Here is an 18,485-nt window from a genome sequence, read left to right as displayed (position 1 = left end):
CGGCAGATGACAGTGGCAACGATTTCCCACAAGAGAGAGATGCACCGTCGCAGTGCACACAGGGTGGTGTCGTTCTCATGCGCGAGAAACGGCGCGCGAACGATTTCAGGTTCTAGAGTCGCCGGCCTCATCACAGGGAAACGCGAATGACTCAGCTGAAATTCGAGACGCTATGGCAGAACTACCCTCGATTCAATCCCTGCGTGGATCCGAGCACGGGCAGCCCACCTCCGGGCTTCGACAACCAGTGCGCGATGCGGGTCGGCCGAGCGCTTGAACTGTCGGGCGTGTCGTTCGCATCGTTTCGCGGCAAGCGCTGCCCGTTCGGGTCGCCGCAGGGCGGGTTGATTGCAGGGGCCCAGGAACTGGCAAACTGGCTCGGTCCTTCATGCTTCGCCGGTTGCCCCGTCTACGAATCCTCCACCGGGGGCGAGGTGTTCGAGAAGATCTCCGGTCGCAGCGGCATCATCTTCCTGGCCAACTACTGGCGGCGCCCCGGAGAATCCGGTACGACCCGGACCGGCGACCACATCGATCTTTGGAACGGCTCCCGCATGACCGAATATTCCAGCTGGCTGCGCGTTCACTTCGGGGTGTCGTGGGATGGCTACTGGTCAGACTACCGACTGGCATCGAGAACCTTGTTCTGGGCGATCGCATGAAGAGAATGTTGGTCTCCTTCGCCTCCGGACTGGCAGGCCTCGCACTCTGTCTGCTGGCCGTCAGGCTGTCCGACGCCACGCAGCTCGCTCCGCAATTCCCCGCCCCAGCCGGCGAGGAGGACTTCGCCGTTCGCGCCGGCTGGTTCTTCTTCGCGGTCTGCCCGGTCTTCTTCCTGATCGGCGCGTGGATCGGCAACCGATCGCACGGCAGTCCGCGGCGCTGGCTCGCAGCGTGGGCAGGCGCCGTCATCGGCACGCTGCTCGTCTTCGCATGCGTCCGGCTGCTACAGCCCGTGCTCGACACCTTGACCGAGAGCGGCACTGCCACGCATGCCACGCTAGGCTTCTTCGTGGCATGGGCCGTCGCCACCGCCCTCGGCGCGTGGCTCAGCGCAAGCCGAGCCGCGTCAGCTTCTTGATCAACCCCACGCGCGAGATCCCGAGCCGCCGCGCCGCCTCCGACTGGTTGCCGCCCACCGCCGTCATCGCGTCGCGCACCAGGCGCAGTTCCAGCTCCGTCAGCGCGGCGTCCAGCGGGCCGGCCGCATCGCCACCCGGCGGAATGTGCGAGGCGCTCGCCACCTCGGCCGGGTCGCCACTGGCCAGCCGCAGCAGGTCGGCATCGACCTCGCGCTGGTCCGGCAGCAGCAAGGCGCCGGCCGATTCGACCACCGCCTTCAGCTCGCGCACGTTGCCCGGCCACTCGCGCGCGGTGAGCCAGGCCAGCGCCCCGGCCGACAGCCCGGCGCGCGGCGCCACGCGGTGCAGGAAGCGCGTCGCAAGCACCGGCACGTCGGCCGGCCGTTCGGCCAGCGACGGCGTGCGCAGCACCACGCCCTTCAACCGGTAGAACAGGTCCTCGCGGAACGCGCCGTCGCGCACCATCGCCTCCAGCTCGCGGTGCGTGGCCGCCACGACGCGCGCCTCGGCCTTCTTCTGCACCCGCCCGCCCACCGGCACGAAGCTGCCCTCCTGCAGGAAGCGCAGCAGCTTCACCTGCATCGGCGGCGGCATCTCGCCAACCTCGTCGAGGAACAGCGTGCCGCCGTGCGCCGCCTCCACCAGCCCCGGCTGGTCGCGGTACGCGCCGGTGAAGCTGCCCTTCATGTGGCCGAACAGCTCGCTCTCCAGCAGCTCGGCCGACAAGGCACCGCAATGGATCGCGACGAACGGCCCGCTCGCCCGCGCACTGCAGGCATGCAGCGCCCGCGCCACCAGCTCCTTGCCGGTGCCGGTGGGCCCCAGCACCAGCACGCTGACGCCGGTCTGCGCGACGCGCCGCACCATCGCCCGCAATTGCGCGGTGGCCGGCGCCTGGCCCACCATGCCGAGGTCGTCGGTCGCCTGCGTGCTGCGCAGCGTGGCGATCTCGGCATCGAGCCGTGCCTTGCGCAGCGCCCGCGCAACGACGAAGCGCAGCATGTCGGGATCGATCGGCTTGGTGAGGAAGTCCCACGCCCCCAGCTCGGTGGCGCGCAGCGCGAGCTCGTGCTCGCCGTGGCCCGTCAGCACGATGACCGGCACGCCGGCGAAGCGCGGGATCAGCTCCAGGCCGATCTCGGGGTCCATGTGCGGCGGCATCGCGAGATCCAGCAGCACCAGCTCGGGCCGCTGCCGCGCGAAGGCCTCGAGCGCCTGCTCGCCGTCGCCTGCGAGCGTGACCTCGTGGCCCAGCCCGCGCAGGAAGGTGCCGCCGAGACGCTGGAACGCGGCCTCGTCGTCAACCAGCAGCACGCGCCCCGCCTCGGGCGCGGTGTCATCGGTATCGCTCATGTCGCCCTCGGAAATCTCAGTGTGAAACAGGTCCGCCACGGCGCCCGCTCGGTCAGCGCGACGCTGCCGCCGTGCGCGTTCATCACGCGCGCGACGATCGCGAGGCCGAGCCCGGTGCCGCCCGGGCTGCGCGACGCGAACGGCTCGAACAGCCGCTCGCGCACCTCGGCCGGCACGCCCGGCCCGTTGTCGCAGACGTGCAGCAGCAGCGCATCGGCCGTGGTCTCAGCATCGATGTGCACGCCGGCGCCGTCGTGCTGCGCATCCGCGGCCGCGGTGCGCGCGTTCTCGACCAGGTTGGTCAGTGCCTGGTCGATGCGCCGCGCATCGGCCTCGACGATCAGCTCGCGGTCCAGCCCCGGGCCGAGGCTCAGCGCCGGCAGGCGGCGCGCCGCGGTGCGCACGTGCGCGGCCAGGTCGATCGGCGCGGTCACGAGCTTCCAGGGCTTCGCGTAGTCGAGCAGGTCGCGCGTCAGGTGCGAGATGCGCGCGACCTGGTCAGCCACCTCGCGCCGCGTCTCGGCGGGTGCCAGGGCCACCGCCATCGAGATGATGTTCAACGGGTTGCGGATGTCGTGCGCGACGGTGGCCGCCAGCGAGCCCAGCTCGGCGAGGCGCGCCTGCAGCTGCCGCTCGCGCTCGCGCTCGGCGATCTGGCGCGCCTGCTCGACGCGGGCCGCCGCTTCGGCGACGACGCTGCCGAACAGCTCGGCCACCTGGCGCGGGCCGGGCGGCGCGGCCTCCCAGCCGTGCAGCGCGGTGGTCCAGCCTTCAGGGCCCGCCAGGCACACCAGCGAAGGCGCGGATGCAGGAGCCTCCGGCAGCTCGCCCACATGCACCTCCACGCGCGTGCCGATGCGCTGGCTCAGCAACGCCGCGGCGCGCTCGGCCAGCGCCTGCGGCGTCTCGGGCGATTGCAGCGCGAGCCGCCACGCGCCCAGGTCGGCCGCCGACACCTCGCCGCCCGGGTACACCAGCCGCTCGGCGAAACGCCGCACCGGCCCGTTCAGCGCGAGGCAGCTGGCCGCCACCGCGAGGCCACCGATCCAGCGCGACTCGATCGGCAGCAGCGGCGTCACCGCGACGATCGCCGCGCCCAGCGCCAGCAGCAGCGCCCACACCAGCGCGCGGCGCGCCCAGGCATTGGCGACGAACACGCCGTAGCGCAGGATGCCGTAGACGAGGATCAGCGGATAGAACGGCAGCCCGAGCAGCGGGAACGGGTACACCGGCCAGTCGAGCACCGCGATGCCGTAGCCGGTGAGGCACAGCATGCCCCACAGGCACGATGCGGTGACGGCGGCGATCTGGTTGAAATACTGGTTGAAACCGGGCCGGCGCGCGCGCATCAGCGTGTGCAGCAGCACCGAGACGCCGCCGATGCCGAGGATCACCCACGCCATGCTGGCGATCCAGCCGCTGAGGTTGGCGATGGCTATCCAGCCGATGTCGCGGTGCGCGACCAGGTGCCCGGGCACCAGGATCTCGGCCGCGATCGTCGACACCGCCCCCAGCGCATACGCGGCCGCGACGCCGGCACGGCCGATCTCGACGCGACAGAACACCACGCAGAAGTGGAAGAAGAACGACGAGGTGAGCGGCGCGGTCGCGAGCAAGGCCATCGCGAGGCGCTCGACGCCGGGGCCGAACCAGTTCGGCAGCTCGTTGCCGGTGATCCAGATCGCGATGCCGGTCAGGAAGGCGGCCAGCAAGCGCGCCCCCGCCACCCGGTCGGCCCACCACAGCAGCACGCCGGCCAGGGTCAGGGTCTCGAACAGCGCAAAGGCCAGGGTGGCGTGGATCAGCATGCAGTGGTGACCTGTCAACCAGGTTGACGACGAGGGGTTCGCGCACTGTATACGAAGTATGCAGGCCGAAATACAAAACCCAATCAAATCAACGGCTTGCGATCGGCGAAGGGGGTGGTCCGGTTCTCGCGATAGAGGGTGTGTCAGCCACCTTCGAACCACGCCATGACTGCCCTCACTGCCCTGCTTGCCACCCGCCTGCGCCGCGCCTCTGCACCGAGCCGCAGCCCCTCGCGCGCCGCGCCGCTCGACCTGGCCGCGCTGGTCGGCGCTGCCGGCTGGGCCCGGCTGCCGGCCGCGGTGCAACGCCGCTTCGGTTGCGCCCACGGCGACACCACCTACATCGGCCACCTGGAGCTGGGCTGCTCGCGCATCGGCGCGCTGTATGCACTGGCGACGCGGCTGTTCGGCGGGCCGCTGACGCGCATCCAGGCGAGCGGCGTGACGACCACGGTGCGCGTCAGCGATGACGGCCGCGGTGGTGTCGTCTGGGAGCGCGGCTTCCACCGCAACGCGATGCTCGGTGCGAACCACGTGCGCACCGTGCGCTCGACGAAGCAGCTCGACGCCGACGGCCGCCTGTTCGAGCGCACCGACGGCGGCCTGAGCATGGCGCTCGACGTCTTCGAGGAGCGCGGCTCGCTGGTCTTCCAGAGCCGCGGCTTCTCGCTGGTGTGGGGCCGGCTGCGCCTGCCGGTGCCGGCGCTGCTGACGCCGGGCACCTGCCGCGTCATGCACACCGACCTGGGCGGCGGCTTCTTCCGCTTCACGCTGTCGATGGTGCATCCGCTGTGGGGCCGCACCTTCCACCAATCCGGCGTGTTCGCCGATCCGCACACTGAACTCTGAGAGAACCCGCGATGAACACCCTCTTCCTCCTGCTGTCCGTCCAGGCCCTGATGGGCGCCTTCGACAACCTGTGGCACCACGAGCTGCAGGCGCGGCTGCCACAGCGTGCGTCAGCACGCCACGAGCTCGCGCTGCACGCGGCGCGCGAGGCGATCTACGGCATCGTCTTCATCGGACTGGGCTGGTTCGAATGGCGCGGCGCGTTCGCCGCGGTGCTGGCCGGGCTGCTGGCGGCCGAGGTCGTGATCACGCTGGCGGATTTCCTGGAGGAAGACCGCACGCGCGCGCTGCCGCCGTTCGAGCGGCTGCTGCACACGCTGCTGACGATCAGCTACGGTGCCTTCATCGCGCTGATCGCGCCGCTGCTGTGGGGCTGGTCGCAGCAGCCGAGCGCCCTCGTGCTGACGCCGCATGGCGCGCAGGCGTGGGTGTCGTGGCTGTTCACGCTGTACGGCATCGGCGTGCTGGCGTGGAGCGTGCGCAATGCGCTGGCGGTGCGGCGGCTCGGCCGCGTGCAGCCCGCGCCGGCAGCGACGCCGCAACCGTCGCACCGCATCGAGCCGGCGGTGCTCGTCACCGGCGCGACCGGCTTCATCGGCAGCACGCTGGTGGCAAGCCTGCGGCGCGACGGGCGGCGCGTGATCGCGCTGTCACGCGACCTGCGGCAGGCCCGTGCGGGCTTCGGCCCGGGCGTGTGGGTGGTCGACAGCCTGGAGGCGATCCCGTCGGAGACGCGCATCGATGCGGTGGTCCACCTGGCCGGGGCGCGCGTGCTCGGCATGCCGTGGACGGCGGCGCGGCGGCGCGAGCTGCTGGCCAGCCGGGTCGACGGGACGACTGCGCTGCTCGGCCTGATGCGGCGCCTGCAGCAGGCGCCGCGCGTGCTGGTGAGCGCGTCGGCGGTGGGTTTCTATGGCGCGTCGCCGGAGGGCTCGTTCGAGCCGCTCGACGAGGCGAGCCCGGCGCGCCCGGGACAGTTCCAGTCCGACCTGTGCGCCGCGATCGAGCACGAGGCGCGGCGTGCCGAGGCCCTGGGCGTGCGGGTCGTGCGCATGCGCTTCGGCGTGGTGCTGGGCCGCGGCGACGGCGCGTACCCGATGCTGGCGCTGGCTGCGCGTTTCGGGCTCGGTGCGGTGCTGGGCAGCGGGCGGCAGGCGGCGCCGTGGATCCACCTCGATGACGCGGTGGGGATGGTGCGCTTCGCGATGGACCGCGACGACATCGACGGCGCACTGAATGCCGTCGCCCCCGAGACGCTGCCGCAAGCGGCGTTCGCGGCGGCGATGGCCGCATCGTTCGGCCGCCGCGTGCACCTGCGCATGCCGGCCGCGCCGATGCGCGCGCTGGCGGGCGAGATGGCGACGCTGCTGCTCGACGGGCAGAACGCGGTGTCGCGTGCTGCGCTGGCGGCGGGGTATCGGTTCAGGTTTGCGGGGGTTCGGGCGGCGTTGGAGGACCTGGCCGCTAGGGAACCAGGGCTTCGACAGGCTCAGCCCGCCCCTTCGAGAAGCTCAGGGTGAGCGGGTCCGGGTCTCGCTGACGCGCCGCTACGACTTCTTCTCCGGCACCTTCGCTCCCGCCTTGCGCGCCTCCGACAACCCGATCGCCACCGCCTGCGCGCGGCTCGTGACCTTCTTGCCAGAGGTGCCGCTCCTCAGCGTGCCTTCGTGGCGCTCGTGCATCGCACGCTCGACCTTCTCGGATGCCTTCTTGCCGTATTTCGTGGCCATGTCGATCTCCGTGGGTGGGAACACCCTCCAGCGCGGCAATCGACATGCCCGTCAGGCCAGCGGCGCCAGCAGCGCCTTCAGGTCGGCCTCGCTGAATTTCACGGTGGCCTCCCCGTCCACGCCCAGCACGCCTTCGGCCAGCGCCTCCTTGCGCTGCTGCAGCGCCAGCATGCGCTCCTCGATGCTGCCCTCCACCACCAGCTTGTAGACGAACACCGGCTGGTCCTGCCCGATGCGGTGGGCGCGCGCCGTCGCCTGCTGCTCGACGGCAGGGTTCCACCACGGGTCGAGGTGGATCACCGTGTCGGCCGCCGTCAGGTTCAGCCCGACGCCGCCCGCCTTCAGGCTCAGCAGCATCAGCGGCAGCTCGCGCTGCTGGAAGCGCCGCACCACGTCGCCGCGGTCGGCGGGTGGCGTCTCGCCGGTCAGCATCAGGTGCGGCAGGTTCAGCACGGCGAGTTCGTCCGCCACCAGCCCCAGCATCTCGGTGAACTGCGAGAACACCAGGATGCGCCGCCCCTCCTCCAGCAGCTCCGGCAGCGTCGCGCGCAGCCACTCGAGCTTCGCGCGCTCCATCGTCGGCGCCATCGCGGTGCCCTTCAGCAGGTATGGGTCGCAGCACACCTGGCGCAGCTTCAGCAGCGCGTCGAGGATGCTGATCTGCGCGCCGCCGAAACCGGTGCGCTTCAGCAGCCGCCGCACCAGTTCGTCGGCGGCCACGCGCACGCTCTCGTACAGCGCGCGCTGCTGGCCTTCGAGCTGCACGCGGTGGACCATCTCGGTCTTCTCCGGCAGCTCGGTCGCGACCTCGTCCTTGCGCCGGCGCAGGATGAAGGGGCGCACACGCTGCGCGAGCAGCTGCGCACGCAGCGTCTCGCCCTGCGTCTCGATGGGCTTGCGCCAGATCCTCTGGAACGAGCGCGCGTCGCCGAGGAACCCCGGCATCAGGAAATCGAAATGCGCCCACAGCTCGCCGAGGTGGTTCTCCAGCGGCGTGCCCGTCACGCACAGCCGGTGGCGCGACTGCAGACGGCGCAGCGCGGTGGCTGCGCGGCTGCCGGCGTTCTTGACCATCTGCGCCTCGTCCAGCACCACCAGGTGCCAGGGCTGCTGCGCGAGCGTGGCGATGTCGCGCCACAGCAGCGGGTAGGTCGTCAGCACGAGGTCGTGGCCCGCGGTGTCGGCGAAGCGCTTCGACCGGTCGACGCCCTGCAGCGTCAGCACGCGCAGCGCCGGCGCGTTGCGCGCCGCCTCGGCCTGCCAGTTCGCGATCAGCGAGGTCGGCAGCACGACGAGCGCCGGCAGGTCGAGCCGCCCGGCCTGCTGCTCGATCAGCAGGTGGGCCAGCACCTGCGCCGTCTTGCCCAGCCCCATGTCGTCGGCCAGGATGCCGGCGAGGCGGTGCTCGCGCAGGTACTGCAGCCAGGCCACGCCATGCCGCTGGTACGCGCGCAGCTCGAGCCCGAGGCCCGCCGGCGATGCCACCGCCGGTGGCGTGCCGGCCGCGCGCAGCCGCTGCGTCAGTTCGGTGAGGCCGGCATCGCCCTGCAGCTGCCAGCGGCCGTGCTCGCCGGCGCGCGCCGCCTGCGTGTCCATCAGGCTCAGCCGCAGCGCCTCGATGCGCTGGGCCTCCCAGTGGGACAGCTTCATCGGCCCTTCCTGCCGCTTCGGATCGGTCAGCAGGTCGAGCATCGCGCTGACGATGGCCTTCAGCGGGCCGGCCGGCGATTCGATGCCGCGCCCGCCCTTGCCACGGCGCAGCATGATGATCTTGTCGTCGGGGATGTCGGCCACCTGTTGCGCGTCGAGCCAGCGCGGCTCGCGCTTGAACAGCTCGACCAGCAGCGGCGCCAGGTCGACCGGCTCGCCGTCGACCTCGATCCCGAGGCTCACCATGAACGAGCCTTCGCGCTTCGGCTGCCCGAGCGCCCCGAACGGCGTCTGATGGCGCGACGGCGCATCGACCAGCTCGCGCCCCTGCTCGGCGCCGGTGACCGGGTCGATCAGCAGCCGCCAGCGCTCCACCGGCGCGCTCATGTGCGCGAAGCCCGGTGCCACCACCACCGACCAGCCGTGGCCCTGCAGGCGCGGCACCTGGTCGAGCCAGAAGTCGCCGAACTGCACTTCCTCGGGCAGGGTCCACAGCTGCGGATGGCCTTCGCCGGCGTCGGCGCTGCGCCACTGCAGCGCCTGCATCGGCAGCGGGCGCAGGCCGCTGGACCACAGCAGGTCCATCGCATCGGCCTCGCCGGCCAGGTCGCGCTCGAGCACGACGCGCTCGTTCCACGCGCCGCGCAGCAGCTCGGTCGGCGAAGGGCGCTTGCCGAGCACGCTGGTGGGCGCCGGCGTCTCCCAGTGCAGGCCAGGCGCGGCCTCGTAGGTCCACTCGACGCGCGCGATGCTGAGCTTGGGGCCGCGCGGGCCGAAGCCGTTCATCGCCCGCATGCCGAGCAGGCCGTCGCCGCGGGTCAGGGTCTGCAGGGTAAGTCGGGGGCGCAGCGGGACGCTGACGGGCGGTTCGGAGGGCAAGGGCATGCCTGCATTTTCACAGGCGATCGCCCCCGTGCGACATGCTCACCGCGGCTTGTCGAGTTGCCACTGCAAATGCGCCTGCACCGCCGGCCACTCCGCCCGTGTGATGCTGTAGACGCAGGTGTCGCGCAGCAGCCCGTTGGGCATGCGCTGGTGGCTGCGCAGGATGCCGTCGAGCCTGGCGCCCAGCCGCTCGATCGCGCGGCGGCTCTGCTGGTTGAAGAAGTTGGTGCGGAACTCGACCGCGATGGCCTCCTTCTCGAACGCATGCGACAGCAGCAGCAGCTTGCACTCGGTGTTGAAGCCGCTGCGCTGCACGCTCGCCGCCGTCCACGTGGAGCCGATCTCCACGCGCTGGTTCACCGCATCGATGTTCATGAAGGTCGTCATGCCGACGACGCGGCCGGCGGCATCGCGGGTCGTGAACGGCAGCATCGAACCCTTGCGCTGCAGGTCGAGGCGGCGCTCGATCTCGGCGCGCATCGCCCGCGGCGCGGGGATCGCGGTGTACCAGAGGTTCCACAGCTCGCCGTCAYTGACGGCGGCGATCAGGTCCTGCTCATGATCGAGCGAGAGCGGTTCGAGCGAACCGTGCGAGCCTTGCAGTCGAAGGGGGGTGAGCCAGCTCATCGTCATCGTCCTTGCGCGAAATTCCGGGTTCAGGGCGCTCTACAGTAGCGCCGGTGTGGCACCTTGAAAAGTGCCACGGATCCTGATTTTCATGGTGCCATGATGAACCCACCCGTGCCGCAGGCCCTGCTCGATGCACCGCTCTCGCGCGAGCGCGGCCCGGCGTCGCTGCAACGCCAGCTGCACGATCGGCTGAAGCAGGCGATCCTCGGCGCCCGGCTGGCCCCGGGCAGCCGCCTGCCGGGCTCGCGCGCGCTGGCCGAGGCGCTGTCGATCTCGCGCAACACCGTCACCGCGGTCTACGACCTGCTCGCGGCCGAGGGCTACCTGCTGCCCGATCGGCAGGGCACGCGCGTGGCGGCGCTCACGCGACCGGCACGCAGCGCACCGCGCCATCCGGTGCAGCGTGCCGCATCGGCCGCATCGCCGGCGCTGGCGCGGCGCCTGGCGGCGATCCAGTCCGAACCGGCGCGCGCCGATGGCGAGGTGGCGCTGCGCCCCGGCGTGCCCGCGCTGGCCCAGTTCCCGCTGGCCGAATGGCGCCGTGCGCTGGATCGCGCGATGGGCCGCGCCGGCCCGTCGGCGCTCGGCTACGGCGACCCGCTGGGCGAGCCGGCACTGCGCCACGCGATCGCCCGCCACCTGAGCGTGGCCCGCGGCGCGCGCTGCGAGGCCGCGCAGGTGGTCGTCACCGAGGGCGCGATGGAGGCGCTGGCGCTGTGCGCGCGGCTGCTCACGAACCCCGGCGACACCGCATGGGTGGAAGACCCGGGCTACCGCGGCGCCCGCACGGCGATGCATGCGGCCGACCTGCACCTCGTGCCGATGCGCGTGGATGCCGAAGGGCTGTGCGTGCCCACGAGCGACTGGACCGCCCGGCCGCCGCGGCTCATCTACACGACGCCGTCGCACCAGTACCCATTGGGCGCGGTGATGAGTGCCGCGCGCCGGCTCGAACTGATCGCCAACGCACAGCGCCACGGCGCCTGGATCATCGAGGACGACTACGACAGCGAGTTCCGCCACGCCGGCGACCCGATCGGCGCGATGCAGGGCCTGGTGGCGCAGGCCCCGGTGCTGTACGTGGGCACCTTCAGCAAGACGATGTTTCCGTCGCTGCGGCTCGGCTTCCTGGTGCTGCCCGAGGCACTCGCGGCCCGGCTGCAGGCGCCGCTCGGGCAACTGCTGCGCGGCGGCCACCGCCATGAGCAGCTGGCTCTCGGCGATTTCATCGAGAGCGGCGCGTTCGGCCGGCACCTGGGGCGCATGCGCCGGCTGTACCGTGAGCGGCAGGTCGCGCTGCGGGATGCCCTGTCGCGCCACTTGCGCGTGCCGCATGTGATCGACGGCGGCCATTGCGGCATGCACCTCACGGTGCGGCTGCCGGGCGAGTACGCCGATGCCCGCATCGCCGCCGCCGCGCTGCGCCACGGCATGGCACCTGCCGCCTTGTCGAGCTTCGCGCTGCAGCCGTCGGCCGACGACAACGGGCTCGTGCTCGGGTATGGCAACACGCCGGCGGAGCGCTTCGAGCCGCTGGTCAGGAAGTTGTCGCAGCTGACGCGTACGAAGGCATAGCGCACGGCAACTCTCGCTGCGCACGAAACGGCTCTGCACATTCAGGATTTGCAAGCGGTCCGTATGGCCACTACCGATGCGGTGAGGGGCTTGCTCTACTGCGACCCCCATCGCCCTGTTGCGCTGCAACACCCCTCCTGTGCCGCCCCCCCGCTCTCCTTCGCGCCCGCTGCAACGCGCCACGCTGCTCACCACCCTGATTGCGCTGTTGTTCCAGCCAACCGCCTTGCACGCGGAGATCCAGGTCGCGAACGGCTTCCAGGATCCGGTGTTCACGAACTGGATCAACGACCATGTCGACATCCTCTTCGGGGCCGGACCGGTGAGTATCCAGCGCCAGACATGCGCCGTCGGCGGCCAACCGATCTGGGCTCCGTTCGCCTACCGCGACTACCCCGGCGACATCATCGTCGGCTGCGCGTACAACGTCGCCGATGCCACGACCCAGGTGCTCGCGAAGGTCGACGCTCAATTGCGCAAGGCCGCGGTGTCCAGCCGAACCGACAAGTTCTACGCACTGCGGTACTCGACACTCGTCGTGCTGCAGAACAGCGACACCGCGGCGGTCTACGGCCGAGTCAAGATCGCTCCGTTGGCAACGGACCGGAACACGCCGGACGATGTTCCCCCAGGCGATTGCAGCGACACATCGAGACCCGTGGCCGGCGACCCGATCGTGGTCGCTACGGGCCAGAGCTTCCAGGTGGCCGCCGACTACCGGTCACCGCGTTCGAACGGCCTGAGCTTCCAACGCTTCCACGACAGCGCGAACAGCGCCGAAGGCACCCTGGGCGTCGGCTGGCGCCACAGCTTTTCCCGCCGCATCGAGGCCTTTCCTTCGAAGGATGCTCCGACGCAAGTCCATGTCATTCGCGACAGCGGCAAGCTGGTTCGCTTCGTGGCGGCGAATGGCGAATGGAAGGCCGATGCGACGGAGCCATCGACACTCGAGACGCTGCCGGACGGCTGGCGCTACCGATCGGAAGCGAACGAACTGGAAACCTACGATGCCCAAGGCCGGCTGCTGGGCGTCACCTCGGCGAGCGGCTACGCGACTCGCGTCACGCTCGATTCAGCGGGGCGCTTGGCAACGGTGGACGACACCTTCGGCCGCAGCCTCGCGCTCGGCTACGACGCCGACGGCCGGCTCGCCTGGCTGCAAGACGTTGCAGGTGCGACGACGCGCTACGCCTACATCAGAACGAACGGGATCTCGACGCTGAGTCGCGTGGCCGACGCGGCCGGCGCCACCAAGGCCTACCTGCACGAGCTGAGCCGGTTCCCGGGCGCGCTCACGGGCCTGCAGGACCAGAATGGCGCCCGCCACGCCAGTTGGTCGTTCGACGACAGCGGACGCGCGACGAGTTCGGAGCTTGCCGGCGGTGTCGACCGAACCGTGCTGGCCTATGCGACGGGATCGACCACCGTGACCGATGCCCTGGGTGCGACCCGGTCACTGGGCTACCAGACGCTGGGCGGCGTGGCCTTCCTGAGCTCGGCCTCGCAGCCTGCCGGCAGCGGGTGTTCCGCCGCCACGCGCCGTTGGCTGCACGACAGCGCCGGCAATCTCGTCGAGAAGGATGACTTCAACCAGGCGCGCGTCTGCTTTGCCTACGACGACAGACATCGGCAGACCCGGCGCGTCGAGGGGCTGAGCACCTCGCACACCTGCGCGGGCACGCTCGCCGAGGATGCGGCGCTGCCCGAGAGCGCCCGCAAGTTCAGCCGGCAGTGGCACCCGGACTGGCGGTTCGAGACACGGCGTGCCGAGCCCGGCCGCATCGTGATCCGCATCTACAACGGCCAGCCCGATCCGTTCAACGGCCAGGCACCGGCGCGCTGCGCGCCGGCCGACGCGCTGCTGCCCGACGGCAAGCCGATCGCTGTGCTGTGCAAGCAGGTCGTGCAGTCCACCAACGATGGTGACGGGCACCTCGGTTTCAACGCGGCACTGTCATCGGAACCGGCTCGCATCACCCGCTGGACCTACAACGCGCTCGGGCAGGTGCTGACCGCAACCGAGCAGGGATCGGACGGTGAAACGACCACCTGGTACGTCTACTACGCCGACACCACCGCCGACCACACGCAGGGCGATCTTCAGCGCATCACCACGGCCGCCGGCGACGTGACGCAGTTCACCGCCTACAACCGCCATGGGCAGGTGCTGCAGCGCATCGCGCCCGACGGCAGCGTCACGAACAACTCCTACGACGCGATGCAGCGGCTGCTGAGCACGACGGTGGAAGGCGAAGAAGTCAGCTTCGCCTACGACCCGGTCGGCCAGTTGATCCGCATCGGCGATGGCGACGGCGGCTGGGTCGGCTATGCCTACGACGACGCGCACCGCCGGACCGCAGCCTTCGACCACCTCGGCCACCGCATTGGCTACCGGCTCGACGCCGCAGGCAACGTGACCGGGAAGACGGTCAACGACCCCGACGGCGTGCTGACCCGGCAGCTGGCCCGCAGCATCGATCTGCTCGGACGCGTGCAGCAGCAGGTGGAGCGGCCATGAGGACGATGCGAACGCTTCTCCCGGTTCTCACCGCGGCCGCGCTGGCGTGCTTAGACGCCGGCGCCCAGACGCTGCCGCCCCCACCGGTGTCGCCGGCACCGGTCACCCGCTACGAGTACGACCCCCAGGGCCAGCTGACGCTGCAGACGCAGGCCCCGGGCGTGCCCGGCCTGAACCTCGAGACCCGGTACGGCTACGACCGGCTGTACCGCCTGACCGAGCGGCGCGATCCGATGCAGGGCCGCGTCGGCTTCACGCACGACGGGCTGAATCGCGTCACGCAGGTCATCGACCCGCGCTCGCTGGCCACGCGCTACGTGCGCAACGGCTTCGGCGATGTCACGCAGGTCACCAGCCCCGACACCGGCACCACCACGCTGACCTGGGATGCGAACGGCAACCTGCGCACGCGCACCGACAGCCGCGGTGTCCTGGCCAGCTACCGGCATGACCCCGATCACCGGCTGACCAGCCTCGTCTTCAGCCGGCCAGGAGAGCCCGAGCTGAGCCTGGGGTGGTCGTACAGCCAGACGGGGCCCGATTTCGCGTATGGCGGTGGCCGCCTCACCAGCAGCCGCTTCCCCGCAGGCTCGGCCCTGTACCGCTACACCGGCCAGGGCCGGCCGGCGGCCACCGTGCAGCGCATCGAGGCCGCCAGCGGCGCGAACCCAGCGCCTGTGGTGCACACCGTCGGCTACGCCTACACCCGCGGCAAGCTGACCGCGCTGAGCTACCCGTCGGGCCATGTGCTGACCATCGGCTACACGCAAGGGCAGGCCACGTCGCTGAGCTTCGCTGCCGATGCTGGCAGTACGCCCGTGCCGCTGCTCGGTGACATCCGCTGGGAGCCCTTCGGCAGCGCGGTGCGCAGCTGGGCCTGGCAGATGCAGGCCGGCGCGCTGGCGCACGAGCGCTGGCGCGACCTGAGCGGGCGCATCGTGCGCCAGCGGCTCGGTCCGATGTTCCGCGACATCACCTACGACGCGGCCGACCGCGTGGCGGGCTACACGCACTGGCTGCCCGACGGCACGCCGCAGCCGGCGCTGGACCAGCAGTTCGGCTACGACGGCAACAGCCGGTTGACGAGCGTGATCAGCGCCAACGCGAGTTGGGCGCTGGCGTATGACGCCACCGGCAACCGCAGCGCGCTCAGCCTGAACGGCAGCGGGAGCGGCTACACCATTGAACCCGCGAGCAACCGGCTSACCGCCATCAGCAACCCGGCACGCGGCTTCTCGCACGACAGCGCCGGCAATGTGACCGGTGCCGACTACAGCGCGACCTACAACCTCGCCGGGCAACTCGCCACGCTCACGCGCGGCGGCGTCACCACCGCGTACAGCTACGACGCCGGTGGGCAGCGCATCCGCAAGAGCGACGGCAGCGCCGCCGGCACGCTGATCTTCGTGCACGACCACCAGGGGCACATGCTGGGCGAGTACGACGCGTCAGGCACCGCGGTGCGCGAATACGTCTGGCTCGGCGACATCCCTGTGGCGATGGTCATGCCCGCGGCGGTGGCCGGCGAGGCACTGCAGGTCTTCTTCATCCACGCCGATCACCTCGTCGGGGCTGTTCTACAACGGCCAGCGCTACTACGACCCGCAGACCGGCCGCTACCACCAGTCCGACCCGATCGGGCTCGTCGGCGGCATCAACACCTACAGCTACGTCGACGGCCAGCCCACCGGCTACGTCGACCCGAACGGGCTGCAGTACGCGCCGATGCCAGGCCTGCCGATCCCACTGCCGCCGGCGGCCGTGCCGGGCACCGCCGAGAACAAGGTGCTCACCGAGGCGACGATCCGGGCGATCCAGGCGGCAAGCGAGGCGGTCAGCAATGTCTATGGCCGCTGTGCGCAGGCGCTCGGGCGGGCTTGGGATCGGATGTTCAGTGAGGGTGGAGAAGGAGCAGATGAGCAGAAATTGCCTGAACTCGATAGCACAGGCAAAGTGCATGGTTCGATTCCAGATCACCTGCCGGAAGGCGCAAAGCCAGAACAGCTAAACGAGCTCAAGGATGATCTGAAGAAGAGTATCGAGACAAGAAAGAATGAGCAGAATCGCCTCGGCGAAGATGGCCCTCACCGGGAACGAATTCGTCAAGAGGAGCGCCTGCTTCGTCAGATCGAAAAGAAGCTGAGTGGCTCATGAAGGAACCAACAATGAGGCAAGATCCGGATCAGACCCTCCAACAGGTGCTGAGAAGTGGCGACGATGAAGTTGCGCATCGATTGCTGCAAGCGTTCTTTGCTGGATATCCCCTGGAGAATCTGCGGACGCTATTGAACAGCTCGGATGAGAGAGTGGCAAAGATCGGCGCATGGATTGCTTCGGAACTGGGGGCCAAAGCGGCGCCATTGATGGATGCCTTCTTCGCCTTGCTGGCGCATCGATCGCGCTACGTTCGCTTCTTTGTCCTTGACGCCGTACTTGTTTGCGCAACGGAACTGGACGCCGCCCTCGTGGCGCGAGGTGTCCAGTTGCTGCGAGACAGCGACGATGCCGTGCGATGGAAGGCATTGAACTTCATTGCCAGAGTTCCGCTGTCGGTCTTGGCAAGCAGCATTCCGAGACAGGCCGATGCTCATCTGGCCGAACTTACGTCCTGGATAACTCGTTTGAATACCATCGATTCTTTGTCGCAAGTCACCGCACGACTTTCAAGCCCGGATGGCCTGAAAAGATTGATTGCATGTGCGGCCTCCTATCGGTTGCACGAGTCGAACCCGCACTTGCTTGAGCTTGCGTCCAGATCCGAAGACGTTGAGGTGTCATCGTTCGCAGCTGAACAATTGAGGCTGCTTCGTTGAGTTCAGATCGAGCTGTCAATCCAAAGCAAGAGGCTGCACGTGGCGGTGTGTGACAGCCATATCAAGTGGAATGGAGATCGTTGATGAGCAAGCTTGAACGAAGTCGCCTCCACACCACTTCCCGGGACTTCTTCGACATGCATGGCAGCACGCTCATGAAGCTGAACGTCGATGCGGCCATTGAGGTGTGCTTGCGGGCTGCTGCACATGGGCTTGTCGTCGCACGAGTTGAAGGCGGGATTTGGCACGCTCCTGGCTTTGAAGCAAGACTTGATTGCATCTGGGACGGGATCGATCCGCCGGTTGACCAGTCAACAGCACACCACAACAACCTTGAGGCGGCCGAGTTCATTGCCGAGGAACGGCAGATCCACACCGCATTCGTGATCACAGCGCCTCCAATCTCAGGGTGGCCTCACAAGTCATCAAAGGGCACACCCAGAGGTTGACCCTCTCGGGGCGGTCGAACAATCTCATCTCGAATCAGCTTCACCGCATGCAAACAGAACCTTCTGGAAGAGTCATAGGACTTGGCGTTCACGACTCCGTGATGATGTCCTTCGGACTTGCCCTTGACCGGACCTTCCATCTGAATCTTCAGACGGCTTCCGGGCAGCGCCAGCAGTTGCTGCTTTCCGGTGTCATCAGAATCGGCCTGAGGGATTTCATCAGCGGTCTGGTGGTCTCGGAAGTTTTTTTCTGGCGGTTGAACTCGGCTGAGCACGTCAGCGAAGACGCTTGGCGAGTTTTGCTTGGTGGAAACTTCCTGGAGAGAGATCTCGCTCCAACAATCGATCAACTCACTCGAGATCACAACTCGTGCTCATTGCTCTTGTTGGAGTCGTCATACGGCGGCACAGTAGCCGCCCTCTGCAACCGTCTGAGTGTTGAACACTTCTCGTGACCAAGCGCCTTGTCAAATAGAATCGAGACGCCCCATGGGCGAAGTCAATCGCACATCGCGCCAACGAGCGGTGATGGACAGGTCGCCGGACACTCACACGCCCGTTGAAGATGTTCGCGGGCCCGATGCTCACACCGGCGTGCGCAGCCGCAGTTCCGACGCCGGCAACGGGTGATACGGCTGTTCGCCGTCGTTCAATCGGAACCTCGCCTCCAGCGCCTCGACGCCGTCCAGCAACGCCTGCAACTGCGCCGCTTCGTCGGGCTTCAACTGCCGCGTCTCGTCGTCGACACGCGGCCTGTTGTCCCGCTCGCGTCGGGGCGGATGCAAAGGCTGCACATGCACGGCCTCGTCGATCGCCTCCCGCATCGGCACCGTGTGCGCTTGGCTCGCCGCCGCCGAAGCGGCCCCCTTCAGCCAGCCGCGCAAGCCCGCCAGCAGCGCCTGCAGCCGCACCCAGCGCTGCTCGCGCCAGGCCGGCGTCGCACGCTGGCCCGGCGCATCGGCATAGCGCTCGACGAACAGGCGGCCGCTGGCCGTGCCATAGCGCCGCGCCATCCGCAGGATGCGCTTGCGCGGCATGCCGATGTGCAGCTCGCCCTCGCCCGGCCGCAGCGCGAGCCGCGCAACGCGGTTGCGCGCGGTGGCCAGGCGCATCGCGCTGCGGTCCTGCCAGTCCTTCGCGGTG

16 protein-coding genes and 2 pseudogenes are annotated in these 18,485 nt (G+C 69.4%); 12 read left to right on the top strand and 6 right to left on the bottom strand.

The annotated features are described in order from the left end of the window. Positions 1-146: 146 nt before the first annotated feature. Positions 147-662 (top strand): T6SS effector amidase Tae4 family protein, encoded by a 516-nt coding sequence (locus AC1D1T_RS09440; protein WP_477825420.1) that lies wholly within the window; start codon positions 147-149, stop codon positions 660-662. Between the two features lie 8 nt (positions 663-670). After that, on the top strand, positions 671-1,081 hold the full coding sequence (locus tag AC1D1T_RS09435; protein ID WP_477845025.1) for a hypothetical protein: 411 nt from the start codon (positions 671-673) through the stop codon (positions 1,079-1,081). Here AC1D1T_RS09435 and AC1D1T_RS09430 read toward each other — a convergent pair. Together AC1D1T_RS09430 and AC1D1T_RS09425 are read right to left on the bottom strand one after the other, a co-directional pair. Beyond that, positions 1,050-2,435 (bottom strand): sigma-54-dependent transcriptional regulator, encoded by a 1,386-nt coding sequence (locus AC1D1T_RS09430; protein WP_477845024.1) that lies wholly within the window; start codon positions 2,433-2,435, stop codon positions 1,050-1,052. The genes AC1D1T_RS09435 and AC1D1T_RS09430 overlap by 32 nt on opposite strands. Then, positions 2,432-4,243: a sensor histidine kinase gene (locus AC1D1T_RS09425; RefSeq protein WP_477991805.1), complete on the bottom strand. Its 1,812-nt coding sequence runs from the start codon at positions 4,241-4,243 to the stop codon at positions 2,432-2,434. The genes AC1D1T_RS09430 and AC1D1T_RS09425 overlap by 4 nt, the downstream gene beginning before the upstream one ends. Positions 4,244-4,408: 165 nt before the next feature. Between AC1D1T_RS09425 and AC1D1T_RS09420 the strand changes: the two genes are divergently transcribed. Together AC1D1T_RS09420 and AC1D1T_RS09415 are read left to right on the top strand one after the other, a co-directional pair. Beyond that, on the top strand, positions 4,409-5,092 hold the full coding sequence (locus AC1D1T_RS09420; RefSeq protein ID WP_477991804.1) for a DUF4166 domain-containing protein: 684 nt from the start codon (positions 4,409-4,411) through the stop codon (positions 5,090-5,092). 11 nt (positions 5,093-5,103) lie between these two features. After that, positions 5,104-6,612, top strand: coding sequence for a TIGR01777 family oxidoreductase (locus tag AC1D1T_RS09415; RefSeq protein WP_477826948.1), 1,509 nt, complete (start codon positions 5,104-5,106; stop codon positions 6,610-6,612). A 27-nt stretch (positions 6,613-6,639) separates the two neighbouring features. Here the strand turns inward: AC1D1T_RS09415 and AC1D1T_RS09410 are convergent, their stop codons facing one another. Genes AC1D1T_RS09410 through AC1D1T_RS09400 form a run of 3 tightly spaced genes read right to left on the bottom strand, consistent with a single transcriptional unit; the run spans position 6,640 to position 9,984 of the window. Then, entirely contained in the window at positions 6,640-6,822 is a 183-nt protein-coding gene (locus tag AC1D1T_RS09410) for a DUF6496 domain-containing protein (protein WP_477826949.1), read from the bottom strand. A gap of 51 nt (positions 6,823-6,873) precedes the next feature. Beyond that, positions 6,874-9,357, bottom strand: coding sequence for a DEAD/DEAH box helicase (locus tag AC1D1T_RS09405; RefSeq protein WP_477826950.1), 2,484 nt, complete (start codon positions 9,355-9,357; stop codon positions 6,874-6,876). A 39-nt stretch (positions 9,358-9,396) separates the two neighbouring features. Beyond that, a complete protein-coding gene (locus tag AC1D1T_RS09400; RefSeq protein ID WP_477991803.1) occupies positions 9,397-9,984 on the bottom strand; it encodes a GNAT family N-acetyltransferase in 588 nt (195 codons plus the stop codon). A gap of 99 nt (positions 9,985-10,083) precedes the next feature. Here AC1D1T_RS09400 and pdxR point away from each other — a divergent pair, with 99 nt between their 5' ends. From pdxR to AC1D1T_RS09360, 8 genes and pseudogenes are all read left to right on the top strand, one after another. Beyond that, the gene (gene pdxR, locus AC1D1T_RS09395) at positions 10,084-11,562 is read left to right on the top strand and encodes a MocR-like pyridoxine biosynthesis transcription factor PdxR (RefSeq protein WP_477843966.1); all 1,479 of its coding nucleotides are present in this window, start codon (positions 10,084-10,086) and stop codon (positions 11,560-11,562) included. Between the two features lie 208 nt (positions 11,563-11,770). After that, on the top strand, positions 11,771-14,080 hold the full coding sequence (locus AC1D1T_RS09390) for a DUF6531 domain-containing protein (RefSeq protein ID WP_477828205.1): 2,310 nt from the start codon (positions 11,771-11,773) through the stop codon (positions 14,078-14,080). After that, positions 14,077-15,474 (top strand): annotated as a pseudogene (locus AC1D1T_RS09385) (hypothetical protein); the annotation flags it as partial. The gene AC1D1T_RS09390 and the pseudogene AC1D1T_RS09385, both read left to right, overlap by 4 nt. A gap of 97 nt (positions 15,475-15,571) precedes the next feature. Further along, positions 15,572-15,733 (top strand): annotated as a pseudogene (locus AC1D1T_RS09380) (RHS repeat-associated core domain-containing protein); the annotation flags it as partial. A gap of 273 nt (positions 15,734-16,006) precedes the next feature. After that, the gene (locus AC1D1T_RS09375) at positions 16,007-16,234 is read left to right on the top strand and encodes a hypothetical protein (protein ID WP_477991802.1); all 228 of its coding nucleotides are present in this window, start codon (positions 16,007-16,009) and stop codon (positions 16,232-16,234) included. Between the two features lie 11 nt (positions 16,235-16,245). Next, the gene (locus tag AC1D1T_RS09370; RefSeq protein WP_477827891.1) at positions 16,246-16,893 is read left to right on the top strand and encodes a hypothetical protein; all 648 of its coding nucleotides are present in this window, start codon (positions 16,246-16,248) and stop codon (positions 16,891-16,893) included. Positions 16,894-16,976: 83 nt separating this feature from the next. Then, positions 16,977-17,342, top strand: a complete 366-nt coding sequence (locus tag AC1D1T_RS09365; protein WP_477991801.1) for a colicin immunity protein — start codon at positions 16,977-16,979, stop codon at positions 17,340-17,342. Between the two features lie 104 nt (positions 17,343-17,446). Then, positions 17,447-17,797, top strand: a complete 351-nt coding sequence (locus AC1D1T_RS09360; protein WP_477991800.1) for a hypothetical protein — start codon at positions 17,447-17,449, stop codon at positions 17,795-17,797. 129 nt (positions 17,798-17,926) lie between these two features. Here the strand turns inward: AC1D1T_RS09360 and AC1D1T_RS09355 are convergent. Next, the coding region (locus AC1D1T_RS09355) for a hypothetical protein (protein ID WP_477991799.1) at positions 17,927-18,485 on the bottom strand (559 nt) is incomplete at its 5' end.

The organism is Rhizobacter sp. P2_H3 (assembly GCF_056403355.1).
This window is presented reverse-complemented; position numbering and strand designations above follow the sequence as displayed.

Excerpts from the sequence above, each read along its gene's own strand:
- AC1D1T_RS09440 (WP_477825420.1), top strand. The coding sequence starts at position 147 with ATGACTCAGCTGAAATTCGAGACGCTATGGCAGAACTACCCTCGATTC.
- AC1D1T_RS09430 (WP_477845024.1), bottom strand. The coding sequence starts at position 2,435 with ATGAGCGATACCGATGACACCGCGCCCGAGGCGGGGCGCGTGCTGCTG.
- AC1D1T_RS09425 (WP_477991805.1), bottom strand. The coding sequence starts at position 4,243 with ATGCTGATCCACGCCACCCTGGCCTTTGCGCTGTTCGAGACCCTGACC.
- AC1D1T_RS09420 (WP_477991804.1), top strand. The coding sequence starts at position 4,409 with ATGACTGCCCTCACTGCCCTGCTTGCCACCCGCCTGCGCCGCGCCTCT.
- AC1D1T_RS09415 (WP_477826948.1), top strand. The coding sequence starts at position 5,104 with ATGAACACCCTCTTCCTCCTGCTGTCCGTCCAGGCCCTGATGGGCGCC.
- AC1D1T_RS09410 (WP_477826949.1), bottom strand. The coding sequence starts at position 6,822 with ATGGCCACGAAATACGGCAAGAAGGCATCCGAGAAGGTCGAGCGTGCG.
- AC1D1T_RS09405 (WP_477826950.1), bottom strand. The coding sequence starts at position 9,357 with ATGCCCTTGCCCTCCGAACCGCCCGTCAGCGTCCCGCTGCGCCCCCGA.
- pdxR (WP_477843966.1), top strand. The coding sequence starts at position 10,084 with ATGATGAACCCACCCGTGCCGCAGGCCCTGCTCGATGCACCGCTCTCG.
- AC1D1T_RS09370 (WP_477827891.1), top strand. The coding sequence starts at position 16,246 with ATGAGGCAAGATCCGGATCAGACCCTCCAACAGGTGCTGAGAAGTGGC.
- AC1D1T_RS09365 (WP_477991801.1), top strand. The coding sequence starts at position 16,977 with ATGAGCAAGCTTGAACGAAGTCGCCTCCACACCACTTCCCGGGACTTC.
- AC1D1T_RS09360 (WP_477991800.1), top strand. The coding sequence starts at position 17,447 with ATGTCCTTCGGACTTGCCCTTGACCGGACCTTCCATCTGAATCTTCAG.